Annotated in this window: 11 protein-coding genes; 8 read left to right on the top strand and 3 right to left on the bottom strand. The window is 72.2% G+C overall.

All coding sequences use genetic code 11. The features are described 5' to 3' along the window. Positions 1–288: 288 nt before the first annotated feature. The 8 genes from AB0N16_RS28740 (at position 289) to AB0N16_RS28705 (ending at position 8,566) form a co-directional block, all read left to right on the top strand. Positions 289–3,303: a nitrate- and nitrite sensing domain-containing protein gene (locus AB0N16_RS28740; protein ID WP_365801613.1), complete on the top strand. Its 3,015-nt coding sequence runs from the start codon at positions 289–291 to the stop codon at positions 3,301–3,303. Then, the gene (locus AB0N16_RS28735) at positions 3,300–3,803 is read left to right on the top strand and encodes a roadblock/LC7 domain-containing protein (RefSeq protein WP_365801611.1); all 504 of its coding nucleotides are present in this window, start codon (positions 3,300–3,302) and stop codon (positions 3,801–3,803) included. Before AB0N16_RS28740 ends, AB0N16_RS28735 begins: the two co-directional genes overlap by 4 nt. Further along, entirely contained in the window at positions 3,800–4,228 is a 429-nt protein-coding gene (locus AB0N16_RS28730) for a DUF742 domain-containing protein (RefSeq protein WP_365801610.1), read from the top strand. Before AB0N16_RS28735 ends, AB0N16_RS28730 begins: the two co-directional genes overlap by 4 nt. Further along, positions 4,209–4,844 (top strand): ATP/GTP-binding protein, encoded by a 636-nt coding sequence (locus AB0N16_RS28725; RefSeq protein WP_365801608.1) that lies wholly within the window; start codon positions 4,209–4,211, stop codon positions 4,842–4,844. Before AB0N16_RS28730 ends, AB0N16_RS28725 begins: the two co-directional genes overlap by 20 nt. Positions 4,845–4,869: 25 nt before the next feature. Then, the gene (locus tag AB0N16_RS28720) at positions 4,870–6,126 is read left to right on the top strand and encodes a styrene monooxygenase/indole monooxygenase family protein (RefSeq protein WP_365801606.1); all 1,257 of its coding nucleotides are present in this window, start codon (positions 4,870–4,872) and stop codon (positions 6,124–6,126) included. 203 nt (positions 6,127–6,329) lie between these two features. Beyond that, complete coding sequence (locus AB0N16_RS28715; protein ID WP_365801604.1) at positions 6,330–6,983, top strand: TetR/AcrR family transcriptional regulator; 654 nt, start codon at positions 6,330–6,332, stop codon at positions 6,981–6,983. A gap of 10 nt (positions 6,984–6,993) precedes the next feature. Beyond that, on the top strand, positions 6,994–7,323 hold the full coding sequence (locus AB0N16_RS28710; RefSeq protein WP_365801602.1) for a hypothetical protein: 330 nt from the start codon (positions 6,994–6,996) through the stop codon (positions 7,321–7,323). A 103-nt stretch (positions 7,324–7,426) separates the two neighbouring features. Continuing rightward, on the top strand, positions 7,427–8,566 hold the full coding sequence (locus AB0N16_RS28705; RefSeq protein ID WP_365801600.1) for an NlpC/P60 family protein: 1,140 nt from the start codon (positions 7,427–7,429) through the stop codon (positions 8,564–8,566). A 215-nt stretch (positions 8,567–8,781) separates the two neighbouring features. On the opposite strand, the gene AB0N16_RS28700 is transcribed toward AB0N16_RS28705, so the two are convergent. The 3 genes from AB0N16_RS28700 to AB0N16_RS28690 form a co-directional block, all read right to left on the bottom strand. Further along, on the bottom strand, positions 8,782–9,726 hold the full coding sequence (locus tag AB0N16_RS28700; RefSeq protein ID WP_365801598.1) for a diiron oxygenase: 945 nt from the start codon (positions 9,724–9,726) through the stop codon (positions 8,782–8,784). Between the two features lie 132 nt (positions 9,727–9,858). Continuing rightward, positions 9,859–11,316 (bottom strand): penicillin-binding transpeptidase domain-containing protein, encoded by a 1,458-nt coding sequence (locus tag AB0N16_RS28695; RefSeq protein ID WP_365801988.1) that lies wholly within the window; start codon positions 11,314–11,316, stop codon positions 9,859–9,861. A gap of 26 nt (positions 11,317–11,342) precedes the next feature. Then, on the bottom strand, positions 11,343–12,704 hold the full coding sequence (locus AB0N16_RS28690; protein ID WP_365801596.1) for an FtsW/RodA/SpoVE family cell cycle protein: 1,362 nt from the start codon (positions 12,702–12,704) through the stop codon (positions 11,343–11,345). Positions 12,705–12,913 lie beyond the last annotated feature (209 nt).

The following is a 12,913-nucleotide window of genomic DNA, read 5'->3' as shown; positions in this document are numbered from 1 at the left end:
GTGGTGGCGAATCCTGTCAAAGCCTGTCGTCCGCGTCCAACCGGCCAGCCGGAAAAGGCCCCCGCACGGTCCGCCGGAACTTGCCCGCCAACTCCCCTCCGATGTTCACTCCTTCGGGTGGCGGGTCAGGCGATGTGAGACCGCCGCCCACCGGCGCTGGGAGGGTCGGGGACCTGCATAACGGGTGCACGTATCGGGTACCCGCACCACTTGGCACCGAAATGCCGGGGATTATGACGGGGTGCCACCCGGCCCCTTGGGTACACGAGTTCAGGAATGCGAGCACCGGTGCAGAAGACGCGGCCTCGGCGCACAGGCAAGAAGACGGCCTCCGAAACGGGCGCCGTCGCTCCCGTCGGCACCGGCCGCCGCAAGCATGTCCGCACGCGGCTGATCGTGGCCGTGGCGGTGGTGGCCGCGGCGATCGCGGGGGCCGGCGCGCCCGCTCTGCTGACCGCCTCCGGGCAGCTGAGCGACTCCCAGGACCTGGTGACCCTCGCCGGGCGCACCCAGGACGCACTGGCGCTGGCCAACTCGCTCGCCGACGAGCGTGACGAGGTCACCTCCTACGTCGCGGCGGGCCGCCCCAGGTCCAAGGCGCCCTCGCAGGACCGCGGCGCCCGGGTCGACCGCCAGGTCGAGGACCTGCGCGCGGACACCGACATCCCGGGCTGGCTGCGCACCGACCTCGACGGCATCGCGGCCGTCCGGCGCTCCGCGCTCACCGGCGAGAGCACCGCCCTGCAGGCGCACGAGGCGTACTCCCGGACCATCACCGAACTCCACCGGCTCGCCGAGGAACTGGCCGAGCAGACGCCCCCCAGGGCCGGCTCCGGCGCCTACGCGCTCGCCCAGCTGGACTCCGCCGTCCAGCAGTCCGCGGCGGCCCGGGGCCTCCTGCTCGCCGCCCTGAACATCCCCACCTCCACCCAGACCACAATCGACCCGCTCACCGGCCTGCCCACCACGAGCAGGACGACCTCGGACGCGGACAGGAAGCAGCGCGACGCGCTCACCGCCGCCGCCCAGCAGGCCAGGCTGCGCGCCGACGCGGCCCTCGCCGACTTCCGCGACACCGCGCCCGAGGCGGCGGTCGAGTCGTACGACTCCACGGTCACCGGCAACGACGTCAACGACGCCGACAAGTACCTGGCCGCCCTCACCGACCAGCCGACCCTCTCCGACGACGACCTCGCCACCGGCACCAAGAAGCTGGACACGGCGCTGTCCGCCCGGGTCGACCTGATGCGGGGCGCCGAGTCCGCCCTCTACGACCACCGCACCAAGGACCTCGCGGCGCTCCGCGACGACGACGTCACCGCGCTGGAGATCCGGGTCGCGGTGCTGGGTGCCCTGATGCTGGTGGCGGTGGGCATCGCCACGGCCATGGCCCGCACCCTCACCCGCCCCCTCTCGGTGCTCCGCCGGGGCTCGGCGCGGCTCGCCGAGGCCGAGGACCCGCGCGCCGAGGAACCGATCACGTTCACGGGCCGTAACGACGAGTTCGCCCAGGTGGTCCGCTCCGTCAACGCCCTGCACGCGCACGCCGCGGAGCTCTACGACCGCATCGCCACCCTGGAGACCGACCGCAAGCACCTGGTCGGCCAGCGCCAGAAGATGGCCGACGCCCGCGAGGAACTGCGCGCCGAACTGGCCGACGCCGGCGACCAGCTGGAGCGGCTGCGCACCAGCATCGGCGGCACCTTCGTCAACCTCGCGCTGCGCACCCTCGGCCTGGTGGAACGCCAGCTGGCGGTCATCGAGACCCTGGAGGAGCGGGAACAGGACCCCGACCGCCTGTCGACCCTCTTCAAACTCGACCACTTCGCCACGGTCATGCGCCGGCACAGCGAGAACCTCCTGGTCCTCGCCGGCACCGAGCACGTCCAGCAGCACGCCGGCCCGATCCCGCTGGTGGACGTCGTCCGGGCGGCGGTCAGCGAGATCGAGCGCTACGAGCGGGTCCGGATCTCGGCCCTGCCTCCGCACGCGCACGTGGCCGGCTTCGCCGCCGACGACCTCAGCCACCTGCTCGCCGAGCTGATGGAGAACGCCACCGCGTCCTCGCCGCCCGACGTGCCCGTGGAGATCTCCGGCTGGCTGCTGGAGAGCGGCGAGGTCATGCTCTCCGTGCAGGACGAGGGCATCGGCATGACCGCCGACCGCCTGGTCCGTCTCAACGGCCGCCTCGCCGACTTCGACCCCGAGTCGCCGTACGACCAGGAGGGCGAGGGCGGTCTCGGCCTCGGCCTCTACGTGGTGGCCCGCCTGGCCCACCGGCACGGCGTCCGGGTGCAGCTGCGCGAGCAGAAGCAGGGCGGGGTGGCGGCGGTCGTGGTCCTGCCCCAGCCCCTGCTGGCCGCGGCCCCCACGACGGCGGCCCCCTCGGCCGCGACGGCTTCCGGCGGCACCCACGGCTTCTCCCTGCCCGGCGCGGACGCGGAGGTCAACTCCAACGTCCTGTACGGCCGCGCGAAGTCCGGCGACCCCCTGGTGACGCTCGCGGAGAAGGCCGTACGGGACGCCGACGAACAGCCCACCCACGAACCGGCGGCCGCACCGAAGGTCCCACCAGAGACCCTCGCCGAGACGACGATGGAACTCCTGGTCCCGGACCCGGCAGGACCGGACTCCGCCGCGGGAGACCAGCCGACACGATCCACCACCACCGGGGAGCAGACACACCCCGCTGCCGCCGGGGAGTGGGCACACTCTGCTGCCCCGGGGGAGTGGGCGCACTCTGCTGCCGCCGGGGAGTGGGCGCACCCCGCTGCCTCCGGGGAGCGGGCACACCCCGCTGCCGTCGGGGAGCAGGCGCATCCGCCCGCCGGCGCCGGGGAGCAGGCGCACCCCGCTGACGCCGAGGGGCACACGCGGCCGCGGTCCGCGGTCGCCGACGGCGAGCGGGCCCCACTGGGGCCACCCGCACTCGACCACGAAAGCCGCACAGGTGGTGCCGGTGGGAACGACGGCTTCGGCGGCGCCCGCACGGGCGGTGCCGTCGGGGACGACAGCGCCGACGACGAGGACCCGGTCACCAGCAAGGGCCTCCCCAAGCGCACCCCCAAGATCACCACCCAAGCCCCAGCCCCCCGCCAGCGCGGCAGCGGCGTCGACGCCGACGCCCTGCGCCGCAGGCTCGGCGGGTTCCGCAGCGGGGCCGACGCCGGCCGCCGTGACGTCGCGGTGGAGATCGCCGAGCAGACCGGCCAGAACCAGGTGCCGAGCACCACACCAGCCGTACCCGGACCAGTCGTGTCCGAAGAAGCCACGGGGGGCACAGTCGAGGAGGCAAGCAGTTGACCGCGCCCAGTACCTTCGGACTGAGCAGTGAGGCCCGTAATCTGCACTGGCTGCTGAGCAACCTCGTGGAGGAGGTGTCCGGTATCCAGTCCGTCGCCGTGGTCTCCTCGGACGGACTGCTCCTGCTCTCCTCGGACCCCGGACGCAACGAAGAGGCCCGGGAGGCCCGCACCGAGAAGCGGCGCGGCCCGCGCGGTTCCGCCGCCGACCTCGCCACCATCGTCTCCGGCATCGGCAGCCTGACCATCGGCGCCGCCCGGCTGATGGACTTCGGCGGGGTCAAGCACACGATGGTCGCGATGGACGAGGGCAGCCTCTTCGTGATGTCGATCAGCGACGGCTCGCTGCTCGGCGTACACGGCTCCGCGGAGTGCGACATGAGCGTCGTGGCGTATCACATGGCGCTGTTCGTCGGCCGCGCCGGTCACGTCCTGACCCCCGAACTCCGCACCGAGCTGAGGAAATCCCTGGAGGCAGACGCGACGAGGAGCGGCCAGTGAGCAACGCGCCGAAGAACCGCAGGCAGAACCTCCCGGTACGCGGCGACCGCAAACCCGCCCGCGTCCGCCCCTACTCGCTCACCGGCGGCCGTACCCGCTTCGGTCACGTCCTGCTCGTGGAGACGTTCGTCGGCAGCACAGCCGCGCTGGAGGCCCCCGAGGAGCGCAAGGAACTGACGAATGGTTCCCTCAACACCCGGGTGATGCCGGAGATGCGGGCCATCGTCGAACTGTGCCGCCGTATGCGCACGGTGGCCGAGATCGCCGCGCTGCTGAAGATGCCGCTCGGTGTGGTCCGGGTCCTGCTCAGCGACCTCGCGGACCAGGGAAAGATCCGTGTGTACGGAACCGGGACCGGTCACGGCGTGGGCCGCCCGGACCGCGCTCTGCTCGAAAGGGTGCTCAGTGGACTACGCCGTCTCTGACGCCTCCGGCGTCGCCCCGCTCCTCGACGGGGAGGAGGATGTGCGGTCCTGGCAGACGGACCGCGCCCGTGCCCCCATCGCGACGAAGATAGTCGTGGCGGGCGGTTTCGGCGTCGGCAAGACCACGCTGGTCACCGCCGTCTCGGAGATCACGCCCCTGCAGACCGAGGCGCTGATGACCGAGGCGAGCGAGGAGACCGACGACCTCACCGCCACGCCCGACAAGCTCACCACCACCGTGGCCATGGACTTCGGCCGCATCACCCTCGACGACGACCTGGTGCTCTACCTGTTCGGCACGCCGGGCCAGCAGCGGTTCTGGTTCATGTGGGACGACCTGGTGCGGGGCGCGATCGGGGCCGTCGTCCTCGCGGACACCCGGCGCCTGAAGGACTGCTTCCCGGCACTGGACTACTTCGAGAGCTGCGGGCTGCCGTACGTCGTCGCGGTCAACCACTTCGACGGCAGTGAGCGCTTCGAACCCGAGGACGTGCGGGAGGCATTGACGATCCCCCCGCGCGTACCTGTAATGATCATGGACGCCCGTCGTCGTGTCCCGGTGATCGAGACGCTGTTGTCCCTGGTCGCCCACGCGCTGGACGAAACCCCCGAGTAGATCTTCGTTAGGAGCCACCACCCGCATGCGGAAGATACTCGTCGTGGGGGCCGGCCAGTCCGGCCTCCAGCTCGCCCTCGGCCTCCAGTCGCACGGCTACGAGGTCACCCTGATGTCGAACCGGACCGCGGACGAGATCCGCTCCGGCCGGGTCATGTCGACGCAGTGCATGTTCCACACGGCACTGCAGCACGAGCGCGATCTCCAGCTGAACTTCTGGGAGTCCCAGGCCCCGAAGATCGAAGGACTCGGCGTCTCGGTCGCCGCCCCCGGATCCTGGGGCGAGGGCCCCGCGGCCCGCGCGATCGACTGGGTGGGCAAGCTCGACGGGTACGCGCAGTCGGTCGACCAGCGGGTGAAGATGGCCGGCTGGATGGAGACCTTCGCCCAGCGCGGCGGCCAGCTGGTCATCCACGGCGCGGCGGTCGGCGACCTCGACTACTTCGCCCGCGCCTACGACCTGGTGCTGGTCTCGGCGGGCAAGGGCGAGCTCGTCCAGATGTTCGGCCGGGACCCGGAGCGGTCCCCCTACACCGAGCCGCAGCGCGCCCTCGCCGTCGCCTACGTCCACGGCCTCGGCCCCCGCCCCGAGCATCCGGACTTCTACGCGGTCCGCTGCAACCTGGTCCCCGGTGTCGGCGAACTCTTCGTCATGCCGACCCTGACCACCTCCGGACCGGCCGACATCCTCTTCTGGGAGGGCATACCCGGCGGCCCGCTGGACGTCTTCAACGGCGTCAAGGACCCGGCGGAGCACCTCTCCCTGACCCTGGAACTCATGGAGCGGTACACGCCCTGGGAGTACGCGCGGGCCACCAAGGTCGAACTGACCGACGCGGGTGGCACACTGGCCGGCCGCTACGCACCCACCGTCCGCAACCCCGTCGGCCGCCTCCCCGGCGGTGGCCTGGTGCTGGGCGTCGCGGACGTCGTCGTCGCGAACGACCCGATCACCGGCCAGGGCTCCAACTCGGCGGCCAAGTGCGCCGCCGCCTATCTCGCCTCGATCCTCGAGCACGGCGAGAAGGAGTTCGACGAGACCTGGATGCGGCAGACCTTCGACCGCTACTGGGACACCGCCCAGCACGTCACCAAGTGGACGAACGCCATGCTGGCGCCCCCGCCGGAGCACATCCTCAACCTGATCGGCGCCGCAGGCCAGCTCCAGCCGGCCGCCGACCGCTTCGCCAACGCCTTCAACGACCCCTCGGACTTCGAGAACTTCTTCTACGAGCCGGCGAAGACGGAGGCCTACCTGGCGTCGGTGGCCGGCGCCGCCTGATCCGGGCGGTTTCGGCCGCGGGTGCGCGGTGGCTGGTCGCGCAGTTCCCCGCGCCCGTTAGGTAGGCGCACTGGTCCCACCTAACGGGGCGCGGGGCTGTGCCGATATGCGGCTCCGCCGCGTGGGCGCGACCAGCCACAACGGCGCCGCACCCGACCGACGGCCCATCGCGGCGCCCCCAGCGGAGCGCATACGCTGCACTCATGACCCCGCAGGCCGCCACCCCCGCCTACCGCAGGCTGTCCGTCGAGGAGCGGCGCAGCCAGCTCCTCGAAGCGGCCCTCTCCCTCTTCGCGCACCGCGTCCCCGAGGACGTCTCCCTCGATGACGTGGCGGAGGCGGCCGGGGTCTCCCGCCCGCTGGTGTACCGGTACTTCCCGGGCGGCAAGCAGCAGCTCTACGAGGCCGCGCTCAGGTCGGCCGCCGAGGAGCTGGAGCACTGCTTCGACGAACCCCGCGAGGGCCCGCTGCTGCCCCGCCTCTCCCGCGCCCTCGACCGCTACCTCGCCTTCGTCGACCAGCACGACGCCGGCTTCAGCGCCCTGCTCCAGGGCGGCAGCGTGGTGGAGACCTCACGGACGACGGCGACCGTGGACGGCGTACGACGGGCCGCGGCGCGGCACATCCTCAGCCACCTCGGCATCGCCGACCCCGGGCCCCGGCTGCGCATGACCGTCCGTATGTGGATCACCGCCGTCGAGGCGGCCTCCCTGATCTGGCTCGACGAGGACAAGCAGCCGCCCGCCGACGAGCTGCGCGACTGGCTGGTGGACCAGTTCGTCGCCGTACTGAGCGTCACCGCGCGCCGCGACCCGCAGACGGCCGCCCTCGTCGACGCCCTCGCGGCGGATGGCTGAAACTGGTGCCGTGAAGAGTCAGGACACCCCCTTCGAGGGCGGCCCCATGGACGGGCGTGTGCTCCCCGTACTGCTGGGCATGACCGGCCACCCCCCGAAGACGTACCGCATCCCGGTCCCGGATCCGGCCGGTGGCAAGCCCACCGTCCTGGTCTACCGGCGCGTCCCCCGCGGACACGGCAAGCGCCTGGGTCTGACCCAGGGCTGGAAGTACGTGTACGACCCCACGGGCAAGGGCGGCGGCGGAGGCCCGAAGTGGCCGTGGTCGAAGCCGGACCCGGAGCCCGCCCCCGCACCGGACCCCGCGCAGTCCCGCAAGCCGGACGACACGGACGGGTGAAAGGGCTGCGCCGATGAGCCCACCATCGCTGCGCGAACCAGGCCTACATGTCTGATTATCACGATGCGGTACGGAGAGGCCGTCCCGCATCGGAGGTGATGACGTGTCAGGAAGGTTCCTGCGCCTGGCCTGTACGGCCGCCGTGGCGGCCCAGGCCGTCCTCGCGCCCGAGACCGCACTCGCCGCGCCCGAACCCGAGCGTCCGGTGGCCGAGCTGCTGACGGACCTTCAGGGGCTGTACCGGGGGACCGAGCAGGCCACCGAGACCTACAACGCGACCGAGGAACGGCTGAGGCGGCAGCGCGCCGAAGTGGACCGGCTGGACGACGAGCTGGCCAAGTCCCGGCTCTCCCTGCACGCCAGCAGGGCCGAGGCGGGCCGGCTGGCACGCCAGCAGTACCAGAGCGTCACCGGGCTCTCCCCGTACCTACGGCTGCTCCTCGCCCGCGACCCCCAGCACGCGCTCGACGAGGGCCATGTCATCGGGCAGTTGGCACGCGCACGGGCCCGCACGGTGGGGCGTCTCGTGGACGACGAGGAGCGGCAGACCGACCTGGCCCGCAAGGCCCGCAAGGCGCTGGACACCCGACTCGCCCTCGCCGAGGCGCAGAAGAAGCAGCGCGACGAGGTCCAGGGCCGGCTGTCCGAGGTGGAGCGCATGCTGGCCTCCCTCACCCCAGCCCAGCTGACCGCCCTGGCCGACCTGGAGCGGACCAACACGGCGGACGCGCAGCGGAAACTCACCACGTCCGGCGCCCTGAGCGCCACCACACCGCCCCCGTCCGAGGAGGGCGACCGCGCGGTGCGCTACGCGGTGCGGCAGCTGGGCAAGCCGTACCAGTGGGGCGCGCAGGGCCCGGCGTCGTACGACTGCTCGGGCCTGACCTCACAGGCCTGGGACCACGCCGGCACCCCCATCCCGCGCACCAGCCAGCAGCAGTGGGCCGACCTGCCCCACGTCCCGCTGAACCGGCTGCGCCCGGGCGACCTGGTCGTCTACTTCCCCGAAGCCACCCACGTGGCCCTCTACCTGGGCGACGGCAAGGTGGTCCAGGCCCCCCGCCCCGGCGCGAGGATCAAGGTCTCCCCGATCGCGGCCAACCCCATCCTGGGCGCGGTACGTCCGGACCCGAAGGCCCGGCCCCTGGCCCACTACACGGCTCCCACGCTGCCGAAGACGGCGACGGACGGGCCGGACGAGGTCTTCGGGACCTTGCGGCCGACCGCACCCACGCGGACCTAGGGACGCGGGACCGTGTGCGACATGCGGGTCCGCCGCGTGGACGCGATCGCCCCCCCGCATCCCCCCGCATCCGCACCCCCCCGCATCCGCCCTCCCCGCATCCGCCCTCCCCGCATCGGCACCCCCCGCATCGGCACCCCCCGCATCGGCACCCCCCGCATCGGCACCCCCCGCATCGGCACCCCCCGCATCCGCCCCGCCCCCGCACCCGGGACTCAGGCCAGCAGCCCCGAACTGCGCCACAACCGCCGTCCCGCCCCCCGGAGCACCCCGATGTCGTCCAGGAAGTCCGTCAGCTTCTTCGCACCGCTCTGCATGACCTCCCGCCGGTGCCCGCTCGCCCGTACCTGGGCCACCGCCTCCCGCCGGTCCAGGCCCACGTTGGTGTAGACCTCGGGGTTGACGAAGGCCACCGAGAACACCCGTGCGAACTCCCCGGAGGTGACCCGGGTGAACTCCTGCGACCAGCGAGGTGCCGTCATCATCTGGCGGCGCAGCTCCTCGCGGGCGTACCGGACGTGCCGGGCCTCCTCGACCACGTGGATCCGCGTGACCCCCCGGACCAGTGTCTGTACCCGCTCGTCGGGGAAGGTCAGCCGCTGCATCCAGTCCAGGACCTCCTCGCCGAGCAGCGTGGCCGTGAAGGAGCCGGGCGTGGTCGAGATGGTCTTGAAGAGGCGGCCCAGGTTCAGGTGGGCCCGGCTCACCGGGTACCAGGGCGCGTCACCGCGGGCTATCAGGCGCGCGAACATCTTCGAATGCCGGCACTCGTCCTCGATCTCGGTCAGCGCGTAGCGCACGTGCGCGCTCGTCGCCGCCTTGTCGTAGATGTGCCGCACCAGCAGCTGCATCAGGATCAGCTCGAACCAGATGCCGAGCGAGGCGAGGGCCGTGGCCTCGTGCTGGGAGAGCAGGATCCGCTGTTCCTCGGACATGCGCTTCCACATCGGGGTGTCGTAGAGCGACACCAGCTCCGGCGGCCAGAACCACTTGCCCTCCTCGAAGGGCGCGTCCCAGTCCAGCTCCTCGTCCGGGTCGAAGGAGTGCTTCGCGGAGGAGACGAGCAGTCGTTCGGCCACCTGCTCGCGGTCCTTGAGCAGGCCGAGCGCGTCGCGCAGTCCGTCGACCGCGTCCGCTTCCGCTTCCGTCAGGGTCGTCATGGCTCCCTCACCTCGTTACCCGGGGGTATGTGGTCGTCCGCTCTTATGAGACCGCTTGTCAGCAAGGCGGTCAATCCCCCGCGCACGACTTGTTGACTCCGCGTCTACCCGGCCCCGTCGGCCCGGCCCGCATCAGAGCCCCAGTGCCGCCCGCATCACCGCCCTGGCGATCGGCGCGGCGTCCCCGCCCCCGCTGATGTCGCCCCGGTCGGCCGCCGCGTCCTCCACCACCACGGCCACCGCGACCTTCGGCTCCAGGTCGTTGTCCGCCTGCGCCCAGGACACGAACCAGGCGTACGGCACCCCGGAGTTGCCGATACCGTGCTGCGCGGTGCCGGTCTTGCCGCCGACCGTGGCGCCGCGGATCGCCGCGTTGGACCCGGTGCCCTCCTGCACCACGTCCGTCATGAGCTCCTTCATCCGGACCGCCGTCGAGGGGCTCATCACCTGCCGGACCGGCCCGGCCCCGCCCGTGGCGACGGTCTCGCCGGTCCGCCGCACGATCCGTTCCACCAGATACGGCGGCCGTGCCATGCCGCCGTTGGCCACCGCCGCCGCGACCATCGCCATCTGCAACGGGGTGGCGCGGGTGTTGTACTGCCCGATCGACGACAGCGCCAGCTGCGCCTTGTCCACGCTCGTGTCGAAGGTGCTCGGCGCGGTGGCGAAGGGGATGCGCAGGTGCCTGTCGTTGAAGCCGAACGCCTGGGCCGTCGCCGTCATGTCCGCGACCCCCACGTCCACGCCCAGCTTCGCGAAGACCGTGTTGCAGGACCACTCGAAGGCCGCCCGCAGCGAGGCGTCCGCGCAGCCGTCCCCCTCGTTGGTCAGCCGGGTCGTGGTGCCCGGCAGCCGGTAGGGGTCGGGGGAGTCGGTCGGCGCGTCCAGGTCGGTGACCACGCCCGCGTCCAGCGCGGCCGCGGCGGTGACGACCTTGAAGGTCGACCCCGGCGGATAGGTCTGCCGTACCGCGCGGTTGAGCATCGGCTTCTCCGGGTCGTCGTTCAGGCGCGCCCAGGCCGAGGCCACCGCCTCGCTGTTGCCGGACAGTTCGGAGGGGTCGTACGACGGGGTGGAGACCAGGGCTAGGATCCGGCCGGTCGACGGTTCGATCGCGGCCACCGCGCCCTTGCGGGCGCCCAGTCCCCGGTAGGCGGCCTCCTGCGCGTACCGGTTCAGGGTCGTGACGACGTTCCCGCCCGGGTTCTGCGAGCGGCTGGTGTCGTTCCACAGTGGGAACGGCGACAGCAGCGGGTCGGTGCCGGAGAGCAGCCCGTCCTCGGCGTTCTCCAGGAACGTGGTGCCGTACAGCTGCGAGGCGAAGCCGGTCACCGGGGCGTACAACGGCCCCTGCGGGTAGGTGCGTTCGTAGCGGAGCTGCTCCCTGCTGTCCCGGGAGCCGGTGACCGGCTCGCCGCCGACCAGGATGTCGCCGCGCGGCAGGCCGTAACGGGCGATGGTGGCACGGCGGTTGGCGGGGTTGTCGTCGTAGGCGTGGGCCCGGACCACCTGGACGCGGGCCGCGTTGACGAGCAGGGCGAAGAGCAGCAGGGCACAGAAGGCGCGGGCCCGCCGGATGTACCTGGCCATGCCGGTGCCCTGCCGGTCGCGGCGGCTCATGGGGCCACCCGTCCGTCGTAGTGGCGGCGGGCCGAGTCGCTCACCCGGATCAGCAGCGCCACGATCGCCCAGTTGGTGACCACCGAGGAGCCGCCCTGGGCGAGGAACGGCATCGCCATGCCGGTCAGCGGGATCAGCCCGGTCACCCCGCCCGCGATGACGAAGACCTGGAGCGCGACGATCGAGGCCAGCCCGACCGCGAGCAGCCGGCCGAAGGGCTCGCGCAGGGCGAGGCCGGCCCGGTAGCCGCGCTCGACGAGCAGGCCGTAGAGGAGGAAGATCGCGGACAGTCCGGTGAGGCCGAGCTCCTCGCCTGCGGTGGCCAGGATGAAGTCCGACTTGGCGGCGAAGCCGATCAGGATCGAATGGCCGAGGCCGAGCCCGGTCCCCAGCACCCCGCCGGCGGCGAACGCGAAGAGGGACTGGGCGAGTTGGTTCGGCCCCTGCCCGGCGTCGATCGAGGCGAAGGGGTGCAGCCAGTCCTCGATCCGGCCGTGCACATGCGGTTCCAGATGGCCGACGGCGACCGCGCCGAGCACCGCGAGCAGCAGGCCCACGGCGATCCAGCCGGTGCGCCCGGTGGCGACGTAGAGCATGACGACGAAGAGGCCGAAGAAGAGCAGGGACGTGCCCAGGTCGCGTTCGAGGATCAGGACGCCGACGCTCACCAGCCAGATGGTGACGATCGGGCCGAGCACCCGCCCCGTCGGGAACTGCATGAACCACAGCCGGCGGCCGGCGTAGGCGAGCGCGTTGCGGTTGGCGGCCAGATACGCGGCGAAGAACACCGCGAGCAGCACCTTCGCGAACTCGCTGGGCTGGATGGAGAATCCGGCGATCCGGATCCAGATCCGGGCGCCGTTGACCGCCGGGAAGAAGATCGGGAGCAGCAGCAGGACGAGCGCGGCGGCGACGCAGACGTAGGAGTAGCGCTGGAGGAGGCGGTGGTCGCGCAGCATCAGCACGACCATGATGAACAGGCCGACCCCCAGGGTGGACCAGACGAGTTGGGCGGGGGCCGCCCGGTCGCCAGGGGTCCCCAGGTCCAGCCGGTAGATCAGGACCAGGCCGAGTCCGTTGAGCAGCACGCCGATCGGCAGCGGCAGCGGGTCGGCGTACGGCGCGCGAAAGCGGACGGCGAGATGGGCGACGAGCGCGAGGACGCCGAGGCCGGCACCGTAACCGGCGGCGCCGGGCGGGACGGTGCCGGTGCGGGCCAGCCCGACCGCGCAGTAGCCGTACACGGAGAGCAGCACCGCCAGCACGAGCAGGGCGAGTTCGATGCCACGGCGCCGGGGGAGACGCACGGAGGCGGCCGGGGCCGCGGACGCCGTGAGGGTGGTTCCGGCCTTGGTCATGTCCGGAACTTACCCACATAGTGGGAGGTGTGTGATGTGTTGGCTTACGCCAGCGTGGCGTGTGGCCCGGGGGGCGTTCGGGCGGTGGGTCATGTGCCGGCCGGTGGGGGTTGTTCGCGCAGTTCCCCGCGCCCCTCAGGTGGGGTGGCCGGGGCGAACCGTGGGGGGCGGGGGGCGGGGGGGACAAACCCGCCGCCCCCGCGGCCCCG

Source organism: Streptomyces sp. NPDC051105 (assembly GCF_040682795.1).
Classification (GTDB): Bacteria; Actinomycetota; Actinomycetes; order Streptomycetales; family Streptomycetaceae; genus Streptomyces.
This window is presented reverse-complemented; position numbering and strand designations above follow the sequence as displayed.

What these genes read in the sequence shown, in the direction of transcription:
- AB0N16_RS28720 (WP_365801606.1), top strand. Translation starts at nt 4,870, where the DNA reads ATGCGGAAGATACTCGTCGTGGGGGCCGGCCAGTCCGGCCTCCAGCTC.
- AB0N16_RS28715 (WP_365801604.1), top strand. Translation starts at nt 6,330, where the DNA reads ATGACCCCGCAGGCCGCCACCCCCGCCTACCGCAGGCTGTCCGTCGAG.
- AB0N16_RS28700 (WP_365801598.1), bottom strand. Translation starts at nt 9,726, where the DNA reads ATGACGACCCTGACGGAAGCGGAAGCGGACGCGGTCGACGGACTGCGC.
- AB0N16_RS28695 (WP_365801988.1), bottom strand. Translation starts at nt 11,316, where the DNA reads ATGGCCAGGTACATCCGGCGGGCCCGCGCCTTCTGTGCCCTGCTGCTC.
- AB0N16_RS28690 (WP_365801596.1), bottom strand. Translation starts at nt 12,704, where the DNA reads ATGACCAAGGCCGGAACCACCCTCACGGCGTCCGCGGCCCCGGCCGCC.